Origin of the sequence: Roseinatronobacter thiooxidans, from assembly GCF_001870675.1 — a bacterium.
Taxonomy (GTDB): domain Bacteria; phylum Pseudomonadota; class Alphaproteobacteria; order Rhodobacterales; family Rhodobacteraceae; genus Roseinatronobacter; species Roseinatronobacter thiooxidans.
Window position 1 is genome coordinate 28,261 of sequence record NZ_MEHT01000012.1, and the last position, 24,119, is coordinate 52,379.

Sequence of the window (24,119 nt, forward strand, 5' to 3'; positions counted from 1 at the left end):
CTTAACGGCTTGGATCGGGTACGAATGTGTCGAAATCGACCAATGTTCCCAACATCTGCATATAGGCGATGATCGCATCCATCTCGGTCAGTTCCGGCTGGCCGTCGAAGTTGCGCTGCTGCGCGCCGGGGTAGCGGTCGGCAACTGGGTCGCCGAATTCATCCACCTGCGCGAAGAAATCGCTGACAGCGTTTTCCATCATCTCATCGGTATAAGGATGGCCCAGAAGACGGTAGACAGACATGATATCGCGCACATGCTCGGCGTCTTCGCGGGTCAGAACGCGGTTCATCATGAACCCGTAAGAGGGCATGATGGATTCGGGCACCACCGCGCGCGGGTCCATCATGTGCTGAACATGCCAATCGTCCGAATACCGCCCGCCCAGACGGGCCAGATCCGGCCCTGTCCGCTTGGACCCCCATTGGAACGGGTGGTCATACATCGACTCGGCGGCAAGGCTGTAATGGCCGTAGCGTTCCACCTCGTCGCGCATGGGGCGGATCATCTGGCTGTGGCAGGTATAGCACCCTTCGCGCACATAGATCTCGCGGCCCGCCAACTCCAACGGTGCGTAGGGGCGCATGCCCTCTACTTTCTCGATGGTGTTGTCGAGGTAGAACAGCGGCACGATCTGCACTATGCCCCCGATGGTCACAACCAGAAACGACAGCACCAGCAACAGCGTGGCATGTGTTTCGATTTTCTTGTGATGATCAAGAAGTCCCATTATCGCGCCTTCCGTTATTCAGCAGGCACTGCGCCAGCAGCGCGGGCAGGCGAACGCTCTGCCGTGCTGGTCACAGTTTTCCACAGGTTGTAGCACATGATGATCGCGCCCAGCAGGAACAGTGTTCCGCCCAAGCCCCGCACCACATACATCGGGAATTTCGCAGCAACCGTGTCAGCGAAAGAGTTGACAAGGAAGCCCTGCGCATCGACTTCGCGCCACATCAGACCTTCCATGATCCCTGTCACCCACATCGAGGCGGCGTAAAGCACGATCCCGATTGTGGCCAACCAGAAATGCCAGCTGACCAGTCGCAGACTATACAGCCGTTCACGCTGCCACAGTCTTGGCACCAGATAATACAGCATCCCGAAGGTGATCATGCCGTTCCAGCCCAGCGCACCGGAATGCACATGGCCGATGGTCCAGTCAGTGTAATGCGACAGGCTGTTCACGGCCTTGATCGACATCATCGGCCCTTCGAACGTGGCCATACCGTAAAAGCCCACAGCCACCACCATCATGCGGATGATCGGATCGGTGCGCAGCTTGTCCCATGCGCCCGAAAGCGTCATCAGACCGTTGATCATGCCGCCCCAGCTTGGCATCCACAACATGATCGAGAAGGTCATGCCAAGTGTCTGCGCCCAGTCAGGCAACGCGGTGTAGTGCAAATGGTGCGGACCCGCCCAGATATACAGGAAGATCAGCGCCCAGAAATGCATGATCGACAGTTTATAGCTGTAGACAGGGCGCTCAGCCTGCTTGGGGATGAAGTAATACATCATCCCAAGGAAACCGGCGGTCAGGAAGAAGCCCACCGCGTTATGCCCGTACCACCACTGGATCATGGCCGATTGCACGCCAGACCAGACCGGCACTGACCGCGACCCGAAAGCCGACACCGGAATTGCCAGATTGTTCACGATATGCAGCATGGCCACAGTCACGATGAAGGCCATGTAGAACCAGTTGGCCACATAGATATGCGGCTCTCGGCGCTTGATGATCGTGCCCATGAAGACCAGCAGGAACGCAACCCAGACAATGGTCAGCCACAGATCGGTCAGCCATTCGGGTTCGGCATATTCATTGCCCTGGGTGGACCCAAGCACATAGCCGGTTGCCGCCATGACGATGAAAACCTGATAACCCCAGAACACGAACCATGACAGCCCGCCCCCCCAGAGCCGCGCCGCCGAGGTGCGCTGCACCACATAGAACGCAGACGCGATCAGCGCATTACCCCCAAAGGCAAAAATCACCGCCGAGGTGTGCAAAGGACGCAGGCGGCCAAAGTTCAGATACCCTTCGGCCCATTGAAAATTTAGTTCCGGCCATGCCAGCTGAAAGGCGATAACAACGCCCACCAGAAACCCGACAACGCCCCAAAAAGCTGTTGCAATAACGCCAAAACGAATTGGCCCGTCCATATATTCATTCGGATTCTCCACCAAAGCAGGCTCTCCCACACGGCGGATGATCCAGAAGAAGGTGATTGCTGAAGCCAGCATGATCACCAGCATATGGACCAAATATGGCAAATCGCGTGCCAGACTGGCAGCGATTGCGGCAACCACCACAACCAACCCCAGCACAGCAAGCTTAATGTAATCCCACATAGTCTGCGTCCCTTATTTATCGCGCTGCGACCCGTATAGCCGTCACAGACACAGTTTTGCATGATGCCTTTTGTCACGGGTCGGAAAACAGGACTTTGATTCATATCAATGACTGCGCAGTGATCCCTTGCGCCAGATCATCGCAGCGCAAGTTTTCTCAAGGCATAGATGGCTATACCACCAAAACAGGAGAATGACGCATGGCTTACAAATCTATCTGCACATTTCTTGCCTCTGACACAGATGCAGTGGCGCAGCTTGATTCGGCAGCAAGCCTTGCTGCGCGCTTTGATGCGCATCTGGAAGTGTGCTGCCTTGGCATTGATACGACGCAAAGCGTGGGGTTTTACGCGGGCGCCCCTGCCATCATCTATCAAGATGCCCTTGATACAGCGCAAGCCAGTGCGAATGCTCTGGCGCAGACGGCGAAAGACCATTTGCGCGGCGCGAATATTCGCTGGGGGGTAGATACAGCAGTGCTGACCCTTGGCGGGATCAATTCCTTTGTCGGGCTGAAAGCGCGGTTTTCCGATCTGGTAATCCTGCCCCGCCCTTATGGCGAGCACCGCGGCCCACAAGACGAGATCACCGCCGAAGCCGCCTTGTTCGATGGCGATTCCCCTGTGTTGATCTTGCCCGAACTGGGGACGGAGCTGCCAAAGTTCAACAAGATCGTTCTGGCATGGAACCAAAGCGACGAGGCCCTGCATGCGGCCCGCGCAGCGCTGCCCTTGATGCAAAACGCAGACTTGGTGAATATCGTCATTGTCGACCCACCCGCACATGGGGTCGAGCGGTCTGACCCCGGCGGGCTGCTGACGCAAATGCTGGCGCGCCATGGCGTTCAGGTCGATGTTTCGGTCATCGCCAAAACTTTGCCGCGCATCAGCGATATGCTGCGCCGCCATGCCACAGATCAGGCGGCGGACTTGCTGGTAATCGGGGCCTATAGCCATTCACGGCTGCGCCAAGCCATTCTGGGCGGGACCACGCGAAACTTGCTGGAAGAAACCAACCTGCCCGTGTTCATGGCGCGCTAAGGCGCGCCACCTTACAGCATAGCTTGCTCGATGTGTCAGCGCTGGCGCGGGTCGGGGGCGGTTCCCATTGCAAAGGGCCGCGCCGGGGTGCCTTCAACCGCCGCATAGGGCTGTATTGGGGGCAAGGGTTTGGGTGTCCCTGCCAGCCTCATCTGGGTGAGCGGGCATAACGGGCGCGCGCTAGGACAAGCGGTCACAATGACAGCGGCACCAAGTGGCGGGCCAGAGAACCAGTTTGCGGCATTCATGCCCTTGCAGCGCCATGGAACACGGCGCGCGCAAGGCTTAGATCAAGAATCCACCGTCAGAATCGTCGCCGGTTTCTTCCAGCAACAGGTCGAAATCCGGAATGACGATCTGGCGCTTGCCTTCGGTCACGATCAGCCCTTCTTTGCGCAGGGCCGATACCTGACGGCTGACAGTCTCCAGCGTCAGGCCCAGATATTCCGACATCGCCTCTCGGGTAAGGGGCAGATCAAAGCGCAACTCGCCGTCAGATGCATTCAGCTGCAAGGACGCATCCCGCCGCGCGATGATGCAGATCAGGCTGGCAATCTTTTCGCGTGCGGTTTTGCGGCCCAAAAGCAGCATCCATTCGCGCGCGGCATCCAGTTCGTCCAGCGTCATTTCCAGCAGGCGCTGGCCGATATGGGGTGTGCGGATCATCAGCTCTTCAAACGGTTTCTTGCGAAAACAGCACATGACAAGATCAGTCGCCGCAGTCACATCATAGGCCGAGGTTTCACGCCCCGGACGGCCCGCGAAATCAGATGGCAGCAACAGACCAACCATCTGGCGGCGTCCGTCTTCCATTGTCTGACTAAGCGTCGCAATGCCCGTTACCACCGATGCAACGAAATCCATCTTGTCGCCTGCCCAGACAACTGTCTGACCGGCTTCAAAGCTGCGATAATACTTGATCTGCTCCAACAAAGTGAGTTCATCTGCCTCGCACCGGGCACAGACCGCCCTATGTCGGATCGGACAGTCGTTACATTCTTGGGAGAAGGGTTGAATTTTCTGGCTCACTCGGGTCATCAGGTTTGATCTGCATCAAGGTGTTTCTAGTTATCAGGATTTAAACGTAACCCCATGTCGCATCTAAAGCAACTTTCAGAGCTAGGTTTGTTTGACGCCCGTGTGCCTCGGTACACGAGCTATCCAACCGCTCCTCAGTTTTCCTCTGCACTGACAGGGGAAGACTTCACACGTTGGGTTCAACAGATCCAACCGGGAAGTACAATCTCGCTATACCTGCATGTGCCCTTCTGCCGCAGATTATGTTGGTTCTGCGCCTGTCGGACACAGGGGACAAGCACAGATGCACCTGTACTTGCCTATGCCGAATCACTCAAGGCCGAACTGGAAATGTTCCGCCGAATCCTGCCCGAAGGCGTGCGCCTGTCGCGGTTGCACTGGGGGGGCGGCACGCCCACAATGTTGCCACCCGATTCGATGCGCGCATTGGCAGCGCAGGTGTTTGACATCGCGCCGCTGGCCGAAGGGGGCGAATTCTCGGTCGAGATTGACCCGAACGAGATTGATGAAGCCCGCCTTGACGCCCTGGCCGAGGCAGGATTGACCCGCGCATCCATCGGGGTGCAGGATTTTGACCCTGAAATTCAGGGCATCATCGGGCGCGACCAGAGTTTCGAGATTACAAAATCCACCGCCGATGCGATCCGCGCGCGGGGCATCAAAAGCCTGAATGCCGATATTCTGTACGGCCTGCCCAACCAGACGCAACGGCGCATGGCGGATTCGGTGCAAAAGCTGATGTCGCTGAACCCCGACCGCATTGCGCTATATGGCTATGCCCATGTGCCCTGGATGGCGCGGCGCCAGCAGATGATTCCCTCTGACACCCTGCCCCGCCCCGAAGAACGGCTAGACCTGTTCGACACAGCGCGCCGCCTGTTGCTGTGGGACGGGTATGATGAAATCGGCATCGACCATTTCGCCCGCCCCCATGACGGATTGTCAAAAGCGGCAAGCGAAGGGAAATTGCGCCGCAATTTCCAGGGCTATACCGACGATACATCGCCGGTTCTGGTCGGGCTTGGGGCCTCTTCCATCTCGCGCTTTCCGCAAGGGTTTGCACAAAACGCCCCTGCGACAGCCGCATGGAAAAAATTTGTTGAGGCCGATGAATTCGCAACCACGCGCGGCCATGCCTTTACCCATGACGACATCTGGCGCGGGCGCGCGATTGAAGCGCTGATGTGCGATTTCCGCCTGTCACGCGCAGAGTTGATCACCGACTTCGGCGCAGACCCTGCCACTTTGGATGCGCTGATGGATCAGGCCGCCCAGCGTTTCGGGCAATTTGTGAAACGCAACGCGGATGCGTTGGAAATCACCCTTGAGGGTCGGCCCCTGACCCGCATGATTGCAACCTTGTTCGATGAATATGCGATGGACAAGGCCGGGCACAGCTCTGCGGTCTAAACTGCCTCTTGCCCCGCCTGCTCCACAAAACGGATCAGGCGGGGCAAGCATATCCGCCGGAGGTCGTGATTATCGACAATCGTGCGCCGCGCCATTTCGCGCATGGGCTGAAAACGCGCGGGCGCGGACAGCGCCGCGATTAGCGCGTCTGACCACCCCTCGACATCGAAGAAATCTACCAGACAGCCATTCACCCCGTCGGTGATCACCTCTTCCACCGGCCCTGTGCGCGAGCCGACCACCAGCGCCCCAAGGCTCATGGCTTCCAGCATGGACCATGACAGCACAAAAGGCACTGTCAGATAGGCATGCACCCGCCCGATTTGCAGCAGGGTCACATAGTCCCGATAGGGCACGCTACCCAGAAAATGCACGCGCGACAGGTCCAGCCGGTCGCGCACCTCATCCATGAATACATCGCGCCAGCTGCCTTGCTTGGGGGCGCTGGAATAGCTGACACCATCATTGCCGATAATCACCACCTGCGCCTCCGGTCGTGCGGCCAGAACCTCGGGCAGGGCGCGCAGGAAAATATGCGACCCGCGATAGGGTTCGATATTGCGCGCAACATAGGTCAGCACCTCATCGCCCGCGCGCAACACACGCCCGTCGGGCAATGTGTATTGTGCCTGCGGATCGGGGCGCAGCGTATCAGTATCCACCCCGTCATGGGTGATCGTAATCTTAGCGCGGAATTCGGGCGGGAAGCTGTCGGCCTGCCATTCGGTGGGTGCCAGCGCCGCATCGGCCTGCACCATCGCCAGTGCCAGATGCGCCTGACGCGAGGTGACGGACATACGCACCGGCAGGGTCAGTTTGCTGAACTCGGGGTCAAAGCCCACATCCAGCCCTTCGGTGGCATAGAAAAATTCCGCATAAACCAGAATGCGCGCCTGTGGCCAGACTTCGCGCAGAAACAGCGTCTCGCCCCAGCCACAATGGCCCAAAATCACATCGGGCACAAAGCCCAGCTTGTCGCGCATATGCACGGCCGCCAAGGCCACCCGATGCGCACGATCTGTCATCACTATGAATGTCGTTCCAAGCCGCGCCTGCCTTGGGTCTGGCTCTGTAAACGGCATCGTATAGCGATATGTGGGAATGGGCGTTTTCTGCTGGTTCTTCTCGGCAGTCAGCGCGGCCACCTTGTGGCCGCGCGCTTGCAATGCAGGGGCAAGATGCTTGAATTGGCCGGGGAAATTCTGATGAATGAATAAAATGTTCAAATCCGGCCCTCTTCTTCGTCAGGCAGCCCCGATCGCCGTAATATCAAATGCCGCTGCCAAAAGCTGGCGCGTATAGTCGCTTTTGGGGGCCTGAAACACCTGATCGCTATCGCCCGCCTCGACCACATCGCCCTGTTTCATGACGATCACCTTATGCGACAGCGCGCGCACCACGCGCAGATCATGGCTGATGAACAGATAGGCCAGCCCGTGGCGGCGCTGAAGGCTGCGCAGCAAATCCACGATCTGCACCTGCACTGTCATATCCAGCGCCGATGTGGGTTCATCCAGCACAACCAGTTTGGGCCGCAGGATCATGGCGCGCGCAATGGCAATGCGCTGGCGCTGCCCGCCGGAAAATTCGTGCGGGTAGCGTTCCATCGTTGTGGGGTCCAGCCCCACCTCGGCCATAATCTCGGCCACCAGTTCGCGCTGGGTTTTGCCCACAGGCAGGCCATGCACGCCAAGCCCCTCGGCGATGATCTGTTCAACCGTCATGCGCGGCGACAGGCTGCCGAACGGGTCTTGAAACACAATCTGCAAATGCCGCCGCAAGCTGCGCAGGTCGCGCGATTTGCGGCCCTGAATATCCGCCCCGTCAAACCAGATCGGCCCTTCGCTGGAAATCAGGCGCAGAATGGCCAGCGCCAGTGTTGTCTTGCCAGACCCGGATTCGCCCACAATCCCCAATGTCTCGCCTGCGCGCAGGGTCAGACTGGCTTCATTAACTGCCTTCACATGGCCCACAGTCCGGCGCAAAAACCCGCGCTGGATGGGAAACCAGATCCGCAACGCATCCGTGCGCAAAATTTCCTGCGCATCCGCTGGCACGGGGTCTGGCTGGCCGGTCGATTCTGCCGCAAGCAGCTTTTGCGTGTAGGGGTGTTGAGGAGTGTCGAAAATCTTGGCCGTTGGTCCCTGCTCGACAATCTCGCCGCCCTGCATAACGCAGACACGGTCGGCAAAGCGGCGCACGATGTTCAGGTCATGGGTGATGAACAAAAGGCTCATCCCCTCATCCTGTTTCAGTTTGACCAACAATTCCAGAATCTGCGCCTGAATGGTCACATCCAGCGCCGTGGTCGGTTCATCTGCCACCAACAATTCCGGCCCGTTGGCCAGCGCCATGGCGATCATGACGCGTTGCCTTTGCCCGCCCGACAGTTGGTGGGGGTATGCGCTCATCCGGCTTTCGGCGTCGCGGATGCCCACCTTCTCCAACAGCTCCAACACGCGCGTGCGCGCACGCGCCCCACCAAGCCCCTGATGCAGCGCAAGGCTTTCGGTGATCTGCTGCTCGATCGTGTGCAGCGGGTTAAGCGAGGTCATCGGCTCTTGAAAGATAAAGCTGATGTCATTGCCGCGCACTTCGCGCAGGGTCTTGTCAGATGCGGCAATCAATTCCTGCCCTTTGAACGTGACCGAACCACCCACTTGCGCCGAATCCGGCAACAGCCCCACAGTCGACAGCGCACTGACCGATTTGCCAGAGCCGGATTCGCCCACCAGCGCCACTGTCTCGCCCTTGTCCACATGGAAGGACACACCGCGCACGGCACGCACTTCGCGCCCTTCTTGCAGAAAGGTGACGGACAGGTTGTTCACATCCAGAACGCGGCTCATGAGAAGGTCTTTCTGGGGTCAAACGCATCGCGCACCCCCTCGAAGATGAACACCAGCAGCGACAACATGATCGCAAAGGTGAAAAACGCCGAAAAGCCCAGCCACGGCGCTTGCAGGTTGTTCTTGGCCTGCAGCGTCATTTCCCCCAGCGAGGGGGCAGAGGAAGGCAGGCCAAAGCCCAAGAAATCCAGCGCCGCAAGCGAGCCGATGACGCCAGTTATGATGAAAGGCAGGAATGTCAGCGTGGCGACCATCGCATTTGGCAGCACATGGCGGAACATGATCTTGGCATTTGACACGCCCAGCGCCCGCGCGGCGCGCACATATTCAAAATTGCGCGCACGCAGGAATTCGGCGCGCACCACCCCCACAAGGCCTGTCCAGCCGAACAGCGTCATCAGGAAGACCAGCAACCAGAAATTCATGACAAACATCGACGACAGAATGATGATGACATAGAGTGACGGCACCGAGTTCCACAGCTCGATCACGCGCTGGAACAGCAGGTCCAGCACGCCACCAAAGAACCCCTGCACCGCGCCTGCCGCAATCCCGATGATCGAGGTCAGCGCTGTGACGATCAGCGCGAATGTGATCGACAGGCGAAAACCGTAGATGATCCGCGCCAGCACATCGCGCGCGGTGTCATCGGTGCCCAGCAGGTGCCGCTCGTCAGGGGGCGAGGGGGCGGCGCGGCCAATATCGTTGATGGTGTTGTAACTATAAGGGATCAGCGGCCAGACCATCCAGCCTGCCTCGATCTCTTGTCCGTCGACAATGCCGGTTTCGGCCTGAATCATCGCCTCCGTCGGGTCATCAAGGCACAGTTCGGCCCCGCCTGTGCGGATCAGGCATTGCACTTCGGGGTCGCGGTAAACAGCCTCGGTCCTGAAATCGCCGCCGAAAGTGGTTTCGGCGTAGAAGTTGTGAATTGGGAAATACAACTCGCCCCGGAAATTGATCACCACAGGCCGGTCATTGGCGATGTATTCGGCAAACAGGGACAGGCCATAGAGAACCCCAAGGATCATCAGCGACCACAGGGCGCGCCGGTTGGCCTTGAAATTGCGCCAGCGCCGCCGGTTCAGCGCGGAAATGGTTATGCCAAAGCGCCGCTTGGGGGGCGGCATTTTTGCATCGGCATCTTCCGGCGGCAACGGGTCGGGGGCAGAGATGAAAGCGGTGGTGCGCTGATCCATGGCTCAGGTCTCCCGCGATTCGAAATCGATGCGCGGGTCGATCCAGACATACATCAGGTCCGAAATCAGCCCGACAACCAGCCCGATCATGCCGAACACGAATAATGTGCCGAACATAACAGGGTAATCGCGCGCGACTGTCGCCTCGAACGCCAAGCGGCCCAGACCATCAAGCGAGAAGATCGTCTCGATAATAAGTGACCCGCCAAAGAACACGCCCACAAATACCGCCGGAAACCCCGCGATCACAATCAGCATCGCGTTGCGAAAGACATGGCCATACAGCACTTTCTTCTCGGCCAGACCCTTGGCGCGGGCGGTGATGACATATTGTTTGCGAATCTCATCCAGAAAGCTGTTTTTGGTCAGCAGCGTCAGGGTTGCAAAGGCAGATATGGTCGAGGCAATCACCGGCAGCGTGATATGCCACAGGTAATCCAGCACCTTGCCGATGGGGCTTAGCTGGTCCCACACCTCTTGCGGCGAGGTCAGACCGCGCGCAGGGAAAATCTGCCAATACGACCCACCCGCAAACAGCACCAGCAGCAGGATGGCGAACAGAAAGCCCGGAATGGCATAGGCCACGATAATCAGGCCAGAGGTGAATGTGTCAAACCGCGAACCATCGCGCACCGCTTTGCGAATACCCAAAGGGATCGAGACGGCATAGGCGATCAGCGTCGACCACAGGCCAAGCGTGATCGATACGGGCAATTTCTCGATCACCAGATCGATGACAGAGATCGAGCGGAAATAGCTGTCGCCAAAGTCGAAGCGCATATAATTCCACATCATATGCAAGAACCGCTCTAACGGTGGTTTGTCGAAACCGAATTCGCGTTCCAACTGGGCAATGAATTCCGGCGGCAGGCCGCGCGCGCCCTGATAGCGCTCGTTCTCGACCGCGCCGACATTCACATCGGCAGCACCCCCGTCAAACGCACCGAACACATTGCCCTGCCCTTCCATCTGGGCGATCACCTGTTCAATCGGGCCACCGGGCACGAATTGCACCAGAAAGAAATTGATCACCATCACCCCCAACAGTGTGGGGATGATCAGGGCAAGGCGTCGCGCGATATAAGCGCCCATGATTACCTCAATGCGCCAGCAGCGCGCAGTTCTGCCGCGCGGTCTGCATCAAACCACCAGAAATCCATTTCGCCGGTGGAAAATGGCGGGGTCTCTTCGGGCCGCTGGTAGATGTCCCAATGCGCGATCCAGACTGTATCGTTGAACCATCCGGGGATCATGAAATGTTCATAGCGCAACACGCGGTCCAAAGCCATCAGGGCGGCATCGCGCGTCTCGGGGTCGGGCGCGTCCAGTGACAGGTCAATCACCTTGTCCACCAATTCGCTGCGCAGACCGGCAGGGTTAAACACATCATCCGCCGCTTCGGACCCGAACCGCTGGTGCAGGCCGGTGCCTGTATCCATGAAAGCGGTGTATTGGTCAAAGATCATGTCATAGTCGCGGTTGCGGCGGCGGTCGGTGTGCTGTGCGGGGTCGATCCGCTGGAAACGGGCATCAATGCCCAAACCTTGCAGGTTCTGGGTAAAGGTTTCGATAATCGAATCCATTGTGGCAGATCCGGCAGAAGAGACGGGAATTTCAATGGTCATCCGCGCGCCATCGGCGTTGCGCAGCTGGCCTGCACTGTCAACGTCCCACCCCGCTTCGGACAACAAGGCACTGGCGCGGCGGATATTGCGCCGGTCGGTCAGGCGTGCGGGGTCGGACGCATGCGGCATGCGGGCCGGTTCGCTCAGCACCTCGTCGGGGACCAGATCGCCAAGCGATTGCAACAATTCCAGCTCCAGCCCCTCGGGTGGGCCATCGGCCTGAAAGCGTGTGCCTTGCGAGAAGGAGGCGCGTTGCTGGAACAGGCCATATTGCAGCGTGTCATTCGTCCATTCAAAGTTGAAGGCCAGCGAGATGGCCTCGCGTACGCGCTTGTCTTGCAGGAACTCGCGGCCCAAGTTGAACACGAAACCCGTTGGCGTGGGCGGAAAGCCGGTTGGCAACTCACCGCGCACCACATGGCCGCGGTTCAAGGCGGGAAAGTCATAGCCGGTGGCCCATTGGCGCGAATTATTCTCGGCGCGGAAAGTGTATTCGCCGGTTTTGAACGCCTCGAACGCGGCCGCGCCATCGGCGAAATACTCAATCCGGATTTCATCGAAATTATGTCGCCCACGGTTTTGCGGCAGGTCATTCGCCCAATACTCGGGGTTGCGACGATAGGTGATGCGGCGGTTCACCTCGAAACTGTCCAGCATATAGGGGCCGGAACCGGGCGAGATTTCCATGCGCGATTCGTCCAGCCGTGCGCCGGTTTCTTCATACCACGCTTGCGAAAATACCGGCGTGCCACCAACCTGATCAATCAGAGAGCGGCGCGAAATCCCTTCGGCAAAGGTGAATTTGACTGTGTGATCATCCAACGCCTCGGCGTCGGTCACGCGGGCGCTGACGGCCTGCGCGTAAGAAGGCAAACCCTGTTCCAGAAACAGATTATGCGAAAACACCACATCATGCGCGGTCACTGGCGTGCCATCGGAAAACCGCGCCTCTGGGCGCATATGGAAGATGACCCATTCTTTTGTCTCTGGATACTCGACTGTATGCGCCAACAGGCCATACGCCTCGCCATAGACATTAGCCGGAACCAGCCCGCCGCCCATCGGCTCGGAGCTTTCCAGCAGGCTTTCATAAATCGCGGAAGACAGCAGCCCCGCCCGCCCGCGCCGCGTAAACGGGTTCATGGAATCAAACGTGCCCTGCGCCGAGATCGAGATCGACCCGCCCTTGGGGGCGTCGGGGTTTACATAAGAGAAATGCTCGAACCCCTCGGGATAGGTCAGATCGCCATAGAAGGAATAGCCATGGGCGCGAATAAGCCCATCATCGCCTTCGGCAAAGACAGGGCTGGCAAACAGCGCCGCGAGAAGCAGACCTGCGGCAGCAACGGGCATTCGCAGATCACGGACAGGGAAAGTCACGGGTCTTGTCGTGGACTCGCGGGGCATGGGCAACTCCTCCTGTTATGGCCTGACATGCGCAGGCTTTTGTCTTTATTCCGTCTTTGTGCGGTGCTGTCGATACATGCGCAACCCTTTCGCACATTGGACAAGGTAATTTGATTGCGCTTGATGAAAAGCAAACAGGCCGCCCGCAAAGCGGGCGGCCTGTAAAAAAACCTGTCGGCTGGGGTCAGCTTTCGCTTTCGATATACGCAATCAGATTGGCGCGGTCCTGTGTGCTGGCCATGCCGCGATAGCTCATCGAGGTGCCGGGGGTCAGCGCGCTGGGGTTCAGCAGGAATTCAGAAAGAACTGCTGGCGTCCAGGCATCGCCCGCCTGATTGAGAGCACCCGAATAGTTGAACCCGTCAACAGCCCCGATCGAGCGGTTGACCACACCATGCAGATACGGGCCAACACCATTGCGCCCTTCTTCCAAGGCATGGCACGCGCGGCATTGCGACCACAGACGCGACCCCGCAGCGGCATCGGCCACCTCGAACGCTTCTTCAAAGGTCAGCTCTGCCACAGGTTCTGCCGCAACATCATCTGCGCCTGTGTCAATGATGAACGCTTGCTGCGCGCCCGCATTGCGCGGCACATACAAACCAGAGGCCGCCCAGTTGCCGAGAAGAAAAACCAGAAGGGCACCACAGAATGCGGCAACCGCCTTGGTCAGGACCATCGTGTCAAACATATCGCAATCCCGTATATCAGCGAATTTAGATGTATCTATCCGCTTCCCCTTGCAGGTTTCAAGCGGTAGTTAGCGCGACGAAACGCCCAATCGGGCGAAATCTGGACTTTGTGAGCGGAAACATGACTGGCAAAATTGCATTTCAGGGCGAACCGGGCGCATATTCCCACGAAGCCTGCCGCCTGAAGCATCCGGATATGGAAGCGGTGCCCTGCCGCACATTTGAAGATGTCTTCGATCAGGTGCGCAGCAAACAGGCCGATCTGGCAATGCTGCCAATCGAGAATTCCACCTTCGGGCGGGTGGCCGATATTCACCATCTGCTGCCAGATAGCGGGTTGCATATTCTGGATGAGGCGTTTGTGCGGGTGCATATCAACCTGCTGGCCCTGCCCGGTGTCGCGCTGTCAGACATTACCCACGCCATGAGCCACACCATGCTGCTGGGCCAGTGCCGTGCATTTCTGAAACAGCACGGCATCCACCGTGTGACAGGGGCAGATACCGCAGGTTCGGCCCGCGAAGTGGCACAGCGTGGAGAGCGGCCACTGGCAGCACTTGCGTCGGAACTGGCGGGCGAGATTTACGGCCTGAATGTGCTGGCCCGCCATATCGAGGATGAAGGCACCAACACCACCCGTTTTCTGGTGATGGGCCGCGAACCCGACCAGCACCGGCGCGGTGATCATGGCATGATGACCAGCTTTCTGTTTCGCGTGCGCAACATTCCCGCAGCCCTGTATAAAGCGATGGGCGGTTTTGCCACCAATGGCGTAAACATGGTGAAGCTGGAAAGCTACATGGTGGACGGGTCGTTTACCGCGACGCAATTCTTTGCCGAGATCGAGGGCCACCCCGAGGATGAAAATGTCGCGCGCGCGCTGGACGAGCTGCGCTATTTCACATCTTACCTGAATATTCTGGGCACATACCCTGCGGACCCTGCGCGCAAATAAGGGAAGTTGACCAGACTTGGAGGGCTGCCGCCCTCCAAACCACCTGCCTCAAGGGGGGCGCGCCCCCCTTGAGAAACCCCGCGAGTATTTTTCGCAAGAAAATGAAACGCGTTAACCCATCATGGCCAGAACCTTGGCCAGAGGGGGGCGCGCCGTCATACGGGCAAGGTAATCCGACAGGCGGGGTTCGTGGATGGGGAATTTTGCCACCCGCGCCCAGATCCCGCAATGTGTCAGGATGATGTCGGGCACTGTCATGTGCTGGCCCATCAGATACGGCCCCTCGCCCATGCGGTGGACCAAGGTTTTCTGGCTGTTGGTGAATTCCCAGATCAGCGAATCCTTGATCGCGGATTGGCGCAGCTCTTGCGGCAGAAGAAAGCTGTGGCGCGCCGCCATCCAGAGTGCGGCATCGAATTCATCAAGCAGGAATTGGGTCAGACTATCCTGTCTGGCGCGGTCCAGCGTACCGGCAGGAAAGGTCAGGGCGCCATGTTTGTCGGCCAGATACTGGATGATGGCCGTCGAATCGGTGATCGGCGTGCCATCCTCGATCAGGACAGGCACCTTGCCTGCCGGATTGAAGCTGACCACCCCTTCGGATTGCGGGGCAGCGGGGACATGTTCGTAGCGTTGCCCCAGTTCTTCGAGCATCCAGAGCACACGCGTGGCACGGGAATTGGCGCGGCCGATGACAGTATACATGCCCCCTCCGATACTCTAGCGCCGCGCCAGCATGGCCAGCCGGATCAGCGCGCGTTCGATCACAGCCATGCTGGGCGCGTTTGAAGCCGAGCGCAAGGTCAGATCGGCCTCGATCAACTCGCCCAATGCGCGTTCCAGCCGGGGCAGCCCCCATGCCTGCGCCTGCGCCAACAGCCGGTCGCGCCGCGGGCCGAAAATGGGCGGGCGCATACGCTGTATGCCTGCCGCAGGGCCGCCGGGGTCGCAACTCATGGCATGCAGGCTGCGGAAATGGCGCATGGCCATAATGGCCAGAGTGACCGCTTGCACGCCTTGCGCTTGCAACCGCACCAGAAGCGGGCCGATTTGGGCAGACTGCCCGTCGGCCACAGCATGCAGCAGGTCATCGACAACCGCTTCGGTGCTGGAGGGGGCCACGGCGGCAATATCGTCCGGTGTCAGCGGGCTTTGGTCGCCGTGCTTATACAGCGCGATCTTCTCCAGCGTCTGGCGGAAATCGCCGGGATCAAGGGCGCGCGACAGCGCCACCAGATCGCGCATGGCCTCCGCGCCGGTCTGCGCCAGCCCTGCCTTGCGCAACGCTGCCTCGATTTCCTCGCGCGAGGGCGGCTCGTCATACAGCGCGACCGCGCCCGCATTCCTTGCCCCCTCGAACAGTTTGCGCAGCTTCGAGGTGGCTTTCAGCGCGCCACCCGTCACCACAAGCTGCGCATCGCCTGCGCGCCAGTCCTTGAGCGCGCTGGCAATGGCGTCATGTGCCAGATCAGTGGCCTCCTCAACCAGCACGGCGCGGGGGCCGGGAAAGAAGCCCTGCGCCTTGACCGCGTCCAGAAGCTGCGCACCTGCCTTTCGCACCTCGCTGGCGGGCATACGGTCCAGCCGCATTTCGCCCTCGCCCTGCGGGCCGATGATGGCGGCAACCAGTTCCTGCCGTTTCAGCGCCACGCGCATGGCGTCCTGCCCGAAAATCAGGATACCGGCAAGCTGGGGGTCGGGCTTGGCAATCAGCCGGGCCAGATCGCGGGCGTTCAGCTTCATTCAGACAGCGCCGCAATCAGCCGCGCCACGACCTGATCTGCGAGGATGCGCATCAACCGCGCCTCGGCGTCTTCTCTGGCGCGCAGGGTGGCAAGCTGGGTGTCGGTGGTGGAATAATTGGTGAAGTTGCGCAGACGCCCTTCGGTGACCAGCGCATCTGTCGCGCTATCGGTCAACTGATAGGCCAAGGTGCCGAACAGGGTGATGCGCGTCTCGCCCAGACCGGCGACGCGCGCGGCACCGCGCTCGGACGTGGTGAGGGTGTAGCTCAGATCGAAGCGCGGGGCCGTGGGCCGGCCAAGCCGGTCTTCCAAAGCTGCGACAAAGTCGAAATCGCGCGACTGCACCGGATCTGCGGCGCGGACCTGCCCGCGCAATGCCTGCCCTGCCCCGCCCGGCGCATAGGCCGGGCTGAAGCCGCATGCCGCAGCCAGCGGCAGGGCCGCGAGAGACAGCAACAGGGTTCTGCGATCAGACAACAACATTCACAATGCGCCCCGGCACGACGATCAGCTTTTTGGGCACGCCACCCGCCAAAGCCTTGATGACAGCATCATCTGCCAGCGCCAGTTTTTCAACCTCTTCCTTGGGCAAATCGGCAGGCACCTCGATCTCGGAGCGGCGCTTGCCATTGATCTGGATGGGCAGAACCACTGTGTCACGCACCAGCATGGCGGGGTCGGCCTGTGGCCAGGGGGCTTGCGCCACCAGACCCGCCCCCCCTTGGCGCGCCCAGATATCTTCGGCCAGATGCGGCACCATCGGGGCCATAAGCTGCGCCAGCGTGCGCATGGCGGTTTGCTGTGCCGCGCCGCTGGCCTGCGCTTTCGACAGCGTGTTGGTGAAGGCATAGAGTTCGGCAATCGCCTTGTTGAAGGCGAAATTCTCGATGGCCTTTGTCACATCTGCAATCGCGCGGTGCATGGCGCGCAACAGGTCTGTGTCGGCATCGGTGGTGGTGTCATCGGGCATGGCAGCGATTCGGTCCGACAACTGCCAGACGCGCGAGAGGTGCTTGAACGCCGCCTCTGCCCCCGCGCTGGTCCATTCCACATCGCGTTCGGGCGGGCTGTCGGACAAGACGAACCACCGCGCCGTGTCGGCCCCGAAGGCCTGAATGATATTAACCGGATCGACCACGTTTTTCTTGGATTTCGACATTTTGGCCGAAGGGATGATGCGCACAGCCTCGCCCGTGGCTTTCAATTTTCCATCTTCGACATCTTCGGGCAGGTGATAGACCGCGCGGCCCTTGGCGTCTTGCGTCTGGTAAATCTCATGCGTGACCATGCCTTGGGTGAACAGGGCATTGAACGGCTCGGACGCGGATTCGGGCAGATGGCCGGTTTTCACCATCGCGCGGGCAAAGAAGCGCGAATACAGCAGGTGCAGAATCGCATGCTCGATCCCGCCGATATACTGGTCCACATTCATCCAATAGGCGGCATCTTCGGCATTGGTGGGCGTGTCAGAATGCGGCGAGGTGAAGCGCGCGTAATACCATGACGAATCCACAAATGTGTCCATCGTGTCGGTTTCGCGCCGCGCGGGCGCGCCGCATTTGGGGCAGGCGCAGTCACGCCAACTTGGGTGGCGGTCCAGCGGGTTGCCGGGGACGCTGAAATCAATCGGCGTGCCATCTTCGTCATAGGGCAATGCGACAGGCAGATTTTCTTTCTTCTCTGGCACCACGCCACAGGTGGCACAATGCACCACCGGAATCGGGCAGCCCCAGTAGCGCTGGCGCGACAGGCCCCAGTCGCGCAGGCGGTAATTCGTCACCCCATGCCCCACGCCGCGCGATTCGCACAAGGCGATTGCAGCATCCACGGCATCTGCGCCGGTCTGCACCGCGTCGCCCGCAAAGCCACGGATATAGCGCACAGGCTCTGTCTTGGGCGGCACAAAAGCGACGGTGTCCACCGGCGCATCATCTTCGAGTGCGACAAACACATCCGGATGCGGCAAGCCGTATTTGCGCGCGAAATCAAGGTCGCGCTGGTCATGGGCGGGGCAGCCGAAAATGGCACCTGTGCCGTAATCCATCAGGATGAAATTGGCGATGTAAACCGGCAATTCCCAATCATTATCAAACGGATGGCGCACGCGAATGCCGGTGTCGAACCCGCGCTTTTCGGCCTTTTCCAGCGCTTCCTCGGTGGTGCCGATCTTGCGGCACTCGGCCACAAATTCGGCCACCGCGCTGTCATGGCGTTCCAGATGCCGCGCAAGCGGGTGGTCGGGCGAAATGCCCACGAAAGACGCCCCCAGCAGCGTGTCAGGGCGCGTGGTATACACCTCGATCCGGTCAAACCCCTCGGGCGCATTCACCGCCCCGAACGCGAATTGCAACCCCCGCGACTGGCCGATCCAGTTGCGCTGCATCAGGCGCACTTTTTCGGGCCAGTCTTTCAGCCCGTCCAGCGCATCCAGCAATTCCTCGGAATAGTCGGAAATCTTGAAGAACCATTGCGTCAGCTCGCGCCGCTCCACTTCCGCGCCCGAACGCCAGCCCTTGCCATCGATCACCTGTTCATTGGCCAGCACAGTCATATCCACCGGGTCCCAGTTCACCACGGCATTCTTGCGGTAGACCAAACCCGCTTCCAGCATATCAATGAACATGGCCTGTTGCTGGCCGTAATATTCGGGGTCGCAGGTGGCGAATTCGCGGGTCCAGTCAATGGACAGGCCAAGGGGCTTCATCTGGTCGCGCATCACGGCGATGTTGCCATAGGTCCAGTCCTTGGGGTGGCCGCCCTGTTCCATCGCGGCATTCTCGGCGGGCATGCCGAAAGCGTCCCAGCCCATAGGGTGCAGCACCGAAAACCCCACAGCAGATTTATAGCGCGCCACCACATCGCCCATCGTATAGTTGCGCACATGGCCCATGTGAATCCGCCCCGAAGGGTAGGGAAACATTTCCAGCACATAATACTTTTCGCGCGCGGGGTCGCGCTGCGCGGTAAAGGCATGTGCTGCCTCCCACGCCTGTTGCCATTTTATTTCAATGGCTTGCGGTGTGTAGCGCGCGTCATTCTGGCTGGACATGGTGTTTCCTGTGGCTGGGCAATGAAAAAGGCCGGGCGCGACCGGCCCGGCATCTTTAACGCTGTGCTACACCAAGGTCCAGATCACAGACCGCGGTCGCGTATCCGCAACTGGCGTGCGCGGGTCAGGATCGCATCCTCCACCGCGCGAATCGTCTCGCGGCTGGCAGGGCCGCTGGATGTCATCAGCGCCACATTCAGCGAACGCGCATCAAGCGCGGGGTCATTGACCAGAATCGCGGCACGGTATGCGCGCCCGCCACCCGGCGGCGTGCCAAAGCCTGTGACAATCACACCAGAGAACGGGTCAACCGACTGGATCGGCAAAAAGTCCAGAATCTCCAACGAAGCATTCCACAAATAGCGGTTCACCTCGACCGTCTGGCCGGGGGGCTGCGCGTTCGAGAACAGATCCCACACGGTGGACTGGCGGTTTGGCCCCGCCCCGCCGCGTTCGCGCGCGTGGATTTCCGCCGCCTCTGCCCGAGAGCGTTCGCCGCCCTGCAAGAAACCGCCAAACCCGCCGCCGCAGCCTGCCAGAACAAATGTCAGGCCCAATACAGTGGTCACGCGCGCTGCGCTTTTATAATTCATTGCAACCATCCCTTATAGACGTATCGTAATCTCTAACTTGTTCACCGCTTTGGAACAAGAGTGTAGCATGCAAAGCTGCTGCGGGCGGCGCTGGGGCCGTGTATATGAGCCGCGCGACGGGGCACAAGCCACAGCTTGGGCAACAGGGCGTGACAATTCTGCACCATGTCCGCGCCCTTCCGAACAGGGCAATTCGCTTTGTCTTGAAAAACCCCCCCGAAAAGATGAAACAGGCTCAGACCTCGCCGCGACTGGTGAGGCGAGGAAACTCCTTAGATAACGAGGGAAAAAAGATGAAAAAGCTTCTTCTTGCCACCACAGTTCTGACGCTGTCCGCTGGTGTAGCTGCTGCTGACGTAACACTGTCCGGTGACGCACGCATGGGCGTTACATACGACAACACAGCAGACAACAAAGCAGGCTTCACAAGCCGCGCTCGCGTAACCTTCACACTGTCCGGCGAAACAGACAGCGGCATGGCATTCGGTGCCAGCTTCCGCGCTGACAACTCGCTGATCGGCGTTGACTTTACAGAAGACGAGTTTGAAGACGCTGTGACTCCAGGTGCTGCTTTCGGTAGCGCTGGTTCTGTGTTCATCTCGGGTGAATTCGGCCGCCTGACAATGGGCGACACAAATGGCGCGACAGAGCAAGTTACTGGCGACCTGCATGGCGTTGGTTTGACAGGTCTGGGTGACCGGAACGAATTCACATATCTGGGCAATACTGGCAGTCTGCGTCCAACAGCACGCTACGATTACACCATCGAAGGTTTCACTGTTGCAATCTCGCACACCAACCCTTCAAATGACCTGAAAGTTGCAGCGATTGGTGCAGGTTACACCTTCGAAGGCTTCACAGTCGGTCTGGGTGCCGAGCGTGAGACAGGTGGTCCAGCTGCAACCCGTACACACGGTGTTATCAGCGCAGCATACGCAATTGACGGCATTTCGGTCAAAGCAATGTATGGCCGTCTGACACAAAGCGGTGCAGACAATGCTAACCAGTATGGTCTGAGCGCAAGCGGCACATTCGACGCTGTGACCGTTTCTGCATTCGGTCGTCAAGACTTCAACAAAGACCGTCACATCGGCATTGGCGCAAGCTATGACCTTGGCGGCGGCGCATCTCTGAAGGGCGGCATCGTCAACACAAACTTCGATGCTGACGTCAAAAGCAGAACTCGCGCAGACATGGGTCTGGCATTCACATTCTAATCCAACCGGATCAGAGTGTTTACGGAAAGAGCGGGCATTTGCCCGCTCTTTTCTTTTTATGCGTGGAACTCTTCACACGCCCCTGCAAATGCGGGTATCTTGTGCCAACTCAAAATATCGAAGGCAGGCCGCATGACACTGTGTAAATCTTCTGTATTTGGCATGATCCTTGGCGCCTTTTTGCTGACAGGGTGCGAAACCACATCTGCCGCGCTGGACGGGGTTGGCGGCGTGTTTGTCGGCGCAGGGCAAGACGTGCGCAGGCTTGGCCCCCGCTAGGCCAGTCTTGCATGCAGGCTCTTTGCACGTCAGACTTGCCCATATACGCGATTCGAAAAGGCCCCCCATGTACCGCGCCCTGTTTGCCCTGATGTTTCTTGCCCTGCCCGCCCATGCCGATGGGCTTGGGCCAAAGATTTCGGGCGATGCGCGGATGGGGCTGGTCTATGACCGCGCCCCCGATTGGGCACAGCAGCGCGAAAACGGGCTGCGCATGACCGCCCGCGCACGGCTGAAATTTGAATTCACCGGCGAAACCGATGGCGGTGTGCGCTTCGGGGCCGCGTTCAGGCTTGACCCCGACACACAGCGCCCCAAGTCGCCCAGTGTCTTTATCGGAGAATAAGCCCGCATGCCCCTGAATGAGATCGGCGCCCGAATCGCGGCGGCTGAAGCTGCGGCACAGCGCCCAAGCGGGGTTGTGCAGTTGATCGCTGTGTCCAAGGAACAGCCCGAAGACCGCGTTTTGCCCGTACTGGAGGCAGGCCACCGCCTGTTCGGCGAAAACCGCGTGCAGGAAGCCGCCGGAAAATGGCCGCGCTGGCGCGAAACATTTGCCGAGGTAGAGTTGCATCTGCTGGGGCCGCTGCAAAGCAACAAGGCCCGTCAGGCGATGGAGTTGTTCCAGACCATCCATTCGCTGGACCGCCCCAAACTGGCCCAGACCTTCGCCCGACTGGCGCAGGAGATGGGCCAATGCCCGCAGATGTTTGTGCAGGTCAACACAGGGGCAGAGCCGCAAAAGGCAGGTATCCTGCCCGAAGATGCCGATGGATTTATCAAAGATGCCCGCGCGCTGGACCTGCCCATCATCGGGGTGATGTGCATCCCCCCTGTGGACGAAGACCCCGCCCCCCATTTCGCGCATCTGGCCCGCATTGGCGCGCGCAACGGGCTGGACGCGCTGTCAATGGGCATGAGCGACGATTTCGAAGTGGCGATAGCGCATGGGGCCACGCATGTGCGCGTCGGCTCTGCCATATTCGGCGCGCGGCGTTAATCGGCCAAAGCGTCCGGCACGATCAGCCGCGTGGTGTAGCGGATCAGCGGCGCAATGCTGCGCAAATCCTGCCGTGACAGCCCGATACAGCCCGCTGTGGGCGCGCCCGGTCTGCGCCATTGGTGAATGAAAATGGCCGATCCGCGCCCGCGTTCCGCGCGCGGCCAGTTCCAGCCTGTCAGAATGATCAGATCATACATCGGGTCCGCGCGCGACAGCCGCTCGTGGCTATGGGGATAGGGGGCGCGCACCATCAGGTTGTAATCCTCGTGCCGCGGGTCATCCGACCACAGGTCGCGCGGGCCAAGGGGCAGCGCCCAATCGGCAGGCCGCACCATGCGGTCGGGCCGGTAGAGCATGCCAACGATGCGGTGCACCCCCACAGGCGTCGCCCCGTCGCCTTCGCGCTTGTCGCGCGTCACACCGCCCCGCCCGATGGTACACGGCAACACCCGCCCCAGAAACCGCAGCCCCTGCCGCGTCAGCACCATATCCGCCGGCGTCACAGGAAATGCCCCGATTTCGCGGCTTTTGTGGCCAGATAGGCGCGGTTCTCATCAGTTTCGCCCACCCGCAGCGCCACACGTTCCACCACGCGCAGGCCATGGGCATTCAGCATATCCACCTTGCGGGGGTTGTTGGTCAGCAGGCGCACCTGCTCAAACCCCATGGTGCGCAGCAGGCCCGCGCCAATGCGAAAATCCCGCTCGTCATCCTCGAACCCCAGCCGGTGGTTGGCCTCGACCGTGTCAAAGCCCTGATCTTGCAGCGAATAGGCGCGCATCTTGTTGGCAAGGCCAATGCCGCGCCCTTCCTGATTAAGGTACAGCAAGACCCCCGCCCCCTCGCGCCCCATCTGCGCAAGGGCGGCTTGCAGTTGCGGGCCGCAATCGCATTTCAGGCTGCCCAAAACATCGCCCGTGAAACAGGCCGAATGCAGCCGCGCCAAGACGGGCTGCGTGCGGTCGGGCTGGCCGATTTCGATGGCGTAATGTTCCTCGCCCCCATCGCGCGGGCGGAAAATATGCACCCGCCCCGCCTGCGCCGCCACCATCGGCAGGCGCGCATTGATCACCGGAGACAGCACGGTTTCGCGCCTGAGTTCCGCGCGCAACTGTTCTGCGTCCAACATGGTCAGGCCGAAAACATCCACACCAGCCGTGTTGTCCAGCGGCAGAACCAGTACAGCGGGCAAAAGTTGCGCCGATTTCACCAGCGCCAGCGCCGCGCGGTGCAGATCGGCCTGCCCGTCGCGCAGGGTCATCAGCGGGCCTTTCATCGGGTGGCGCAGATCATCGGCCGGATCGGCCAGCGCGCGCAGCCAGTCGCAGCCCATATCGGCAGGCACCATCACGCGCGCCAGATCGCCGTCATAGGCGCGGGCCTTCAATGTCTCGGCGCGGTGGCGTGTCAGCGCCAGCACCAGCCCCTTGCCCAGGCCCCGCAAATCGGCCAGCCGCGCAGGCGTCACCACCTCGGCGGCAAGAGCCAGTGCGTAACCATCAGGGCCATGCAGCACAACCGGCACCCCAAGCCGCATATCGGCGCGCGCGCGGTTGATTTTTTCAACAAGGGTCAGGCCAAGCGCCATGTGATCCACCATTTTCGGAACTGTGACCGTTCATGATGTAGCCCGCCTTTGTCAGAATTGAAACAATCAGCCGCATTT

The 24,119-nt window shown here is 59.9% G+C and carries 23 protein-coding genes; 7 read left to right on the top strand and 16 right to left on the bottom strand.

From position 1 onward, the window contains the following. Position 1: 1 nt before the first annotated feature. Together ccoO and ccoN are read right to left on the bottom strand one after the other, a co-directional pair. The gene (gene ccoO, locus BG455_RS07390) at positions 2–730 is read right to left on the bottom strand and encodes a cytochrome-c oxidase, cbb3-type subunit II (RefSeq protein WP_071469355.1); all 729 of its coding nucleotides are present in this window, start codon (positions 728–730) and stop codon (positions 2–4) included. 14 nt (positions 731–744) lie between these two features. Next, entirely contained in the window at positions 745–2,352 is a 1,608-nt protein-coding gene (ccoN, locus tag BG455_RS07395) for a cytochrome-c oxidase, cbb3-type subunit I (protein WP_071469356.1), read from the bottom strand. A 200-nt stretch (positions 2,353–2,552) separates the two neighbouring features. Between ccoN and BG455_RS07400 the strand changes: the two genes are divergently transcribed. Further along, positions 2,553–3,392, top strand: a complete 840-nt coding sequence (locus tag BG455_RS07400) for a universal stress protein (protein ID WP_071469357.1) — start codon at positions 2,553–2,555, stop codon at positions 3,390–3,392. Positions 3,393–3,677: 285 nt separating this feature from the next. On the opposite strand, the gene fnrL is transcribed toward BG455_RS07400, so the two are convergent. Further along, a complete protein-coding gene (gene fnrL / locus BG455_RS07405; RefSeq protein ID WP_071469358.1) occupies positions 3,678–4,430 on the bottom strand; it encodes a transcriptional regulator FnrL in 753 nt (250 codons plus the stop codon). Positions 4,431–4,484: 54 nt separating this feature from the next. Here fnrL and hemN point away from each other — a divergent pair, with 54 nt between their 5' ends. Then, positions 4,485–5,840 (top strand): oxygen-independent coproporphyrinogen III oxidase, encoded by a 1,356-nt coding sequence (gene hemN / locus BG455_RS07410; protein ID WP_071469359.1) that lies wholly within the window; start codon positions 4,485–4,487, stop codon positions 5,838–5,840. Here hemN and BG455_RS07415 read toward each other — a convergent pair. The 6 genes from BG455_RS07415 to BG455_RS07440 form a co-directional block, all read right to left on the bottom strand. After that, positions 5,837–7,066, bottom strand: a complete 1,230-nt coding sequence (locus BG455_RS07415) for a glycosyltransferase (RefSeq protein WP_071469360.1) — start codon at positions 7,064–7,066, stop codon at positions 5,837–5,839. The two genes, hemN and BG455_RS07415, sit on opposite strands and share 4 nt — an antisense overlap. Positions 7,067–7,084: 18 nt before the next feature. After that, positions 7,085–8,689 (bottom strand): ABC transporter ATP-binding protein, encoded by a 1,605-nt coding sequence (locus BG455_RS07420; RefSeq protein ID WP_071469361.1) that lies wholly within the window; start codon positions 8,687–8,689, stop codon positions 7,085–7,087. Continuing rightward, entirely contained in the window at positions 8,686–9,792 is a 1,107-nt protein-coding gene (locus BG455_RS07425) for an ABC transporter permease subunit (RefSeq protein WP_071469429.1), read from the bottom strand. The genes BG455_RS07420 and BG455_RS07425 overlap by 4 nt, the downstream gene beginning before the upstream one ends. A 99-nt stretch (positions 9,793–9,891) precedes the next feature. After that, the gene (locus tag BG455_RS07430; RefSeq protein WP_071469362.1) at positions 9,892–10,980 is read right to left on the bottom strand and encodes a microcin C ABC transporter permease YejB; all 1,089 of its coding nucleotides are present in this window, start codon (positions 10,978–10,980) and stop codon (positions 9,892–9,894) included. A 2-nt stretch (positions 10,981–10,982) separates the two neighbouring features. Then, on the bottom strand, positions 10,983–12,920 hold the full coding sequence (locus BG455_RS07435; RefSeq protein ID WP_071469363.1) for an extracellular solute-binding protein: 1,938 nt from the start codon (positions 12,918–12,920) through the stop codon (positions 10,983–10,985). Between the two features lie 184 nt (positions 12,921–13,104). Then, the gene (locus BG455_RS07440) at positions 13,105–13,611 is read right to left on the bottom strand and encodes a c-type cytochrome (protein WP_071469364.1); all 507 of its coding nucleotides are present in this window, start codon (positions 13,609–13,611) and stop codon (positions 13,105–13,107) included. Between the two features lie 122 nt (positions 13,612–13,733). On the opposite strand from BG455_RS07440, the gene BG455_RS07445 reads away from it, so the two are divergent. Beyond that, positions 13,734–14,567 (top strand): prephenate dehydratase, encoded by an 834-nt coding sequence (locus BG455_RS07445; RefSeq protein ID WP_071469365.1) that lies wholly within the window; start codon positions 13,734–13,736, stop codon positions 14,565–14,567. A gap of 111 nt (positions 14,568–14,678) precedes the next feature. Here BG455_RS07445 and BG455_RS07450 read toward each other — a convergent pair whose 3' ends face one another. From BG455_RS07450 to BG455_RS07470, 5 genes are all read right to left on the bottom strand, one after another. Next, on the bottom strand, positions 14,679–15,272 hold the full coding sequence (locus BG455_RS07450) for a glutathione S-transferase family protein (RefSeq protein ID WP_071469366.1): 594 nt from the start codon (positions 15,270–15,272) through the stop codon (positions 14,679–14,681). A 15-nt stretch (positions 15,273–15,287) separates the two neighbouring features. Then, a complete protein-coding gene (gene holA, locus BG455_RS07455) occupies positions 15,288–16,310 on the bottom strand; it encodes a DNA polymerase III subunit delta (RefSeq protein ID WP_071469367.1) in 1,023 nt (340 codons plus the stop codon). Further along, the gene (gene lptE / locus BG455_RS07460; RefSeq protein ID WP_071469368.1) at positions 16,307–16,795 is read right to left on the bottom strand and encodes an LPS assembly lipoprotein LptE; all 489 of its coding nucleotides are present in this window, start codon (positions 16,793–16,795) and stop codon (positions 16,307–16,309) included. Before lptE ends, holA begins: the two co-directional genes overlap by 4 nt. Beyond that, entirely contained in the window at positions 16,782–19,361 is a 2,580-nt protein-coding gene (leuS, locus tag BG455_RS07465; protein WP_071469369.1) for a leucine--tRNA ligase, read from the bottom strand. Before leuS ends, lptE begins: the two co-directional genes overlap by 14 nt. Positions 19,362–19,444: 83 nt before the next feature. Continuing rightward, positions 19,445–19,954, bottom strand: a complete 510-nt coding sequence (locus BG455_RS07470; RefSeq protein WP_071469430.1) for a DUF3576 domain-containing protein — start codon at positions 19,952–19,954, stop codon at positions 19,445–19,447. Positions 19,955–20,247: 293 nt separating this feature from the next. On the opposite strand from BG455_RS07470, the gene BG455_RS07475 reads away from it, so the two are divergent. From BG455_RS07475 to BG455_RS07485, 4 genes are all read left to right on the top strand, one after another. Next, a complete protein-coding gene (locus BG455_RS07475; protein WP_071469370.1) occupies positions 20,248–21,171 on the top strand; it encodes a porin in 924 nt (307 codons plus the stop codon). 132 nt (positions 21,172–21,303) lie between these two features. Then, a complete protein-coding gene (locus tag BG455_RS17295; RefSeq protein WP_170124752.1) occupies positions 21,304–21,450 on the top strand; it encodes a hypothetical protein in 147 nt (48 codons plus the stop codon). 67 nt (positions 21,451–21,517) lie between these two features. Next, complete coding sequence (locus BG455_RS07480) at positions 21,518–21,796, top strand: porin (RefSeq protein ID WP_071469371.1); 279 nt, start codon at positions 21,518–21,520, stop codon at positions 21,794–21,796. A gap of 6 nt (positions 21,797–21,802) precedes the next feature. After that, the gene (locus BG455_RS07485; RefSeq protein WP_071469372.1) at positions 21,803–22,450 is read left to right on the top strand and encodes a YggS family pyridoxal phosphate-dependent enzyme; all 648 of its coding nucleotides are present in this window, start codon (positions 21,803–21,805) and stop codon (positions 22,448–22,450) included. Here the strand turns inward: BG455_RS07485 and BG455_RS07490 are convergent. Further along, complete coding sequence (locus tag BG455_RS07490) at positions 22,447–22,956, bottom strand: L,D-transpeptidase family protein (protein ID WP_071469373.1); 510 nt, start codon at positions 22,954–22,956, stop codon at positions 22,447–22,449. The genes BG455_RS07485 and BG455_RS07490 overlap by 4 nt on opposite strands. Beyond that, the gene (gene ribA, locus BG455_RS07495; protein WP_071469431.1) at positions 22,953–24,041 is read right to left on the bottom strand and encodes a GTP cyclohydrolase II; all 1,089 of its coding nucleotides are present in this window, start codon (positions 24,039–24,041) and stop codon (positions 22,953–22,955) included. The genes BG455_RS07490 and ribA overlap by 4 nt, the downstream gene beginning before the upstream one ends. Positions 24,042–24,119: the final 78 nt, after the last annotated feature.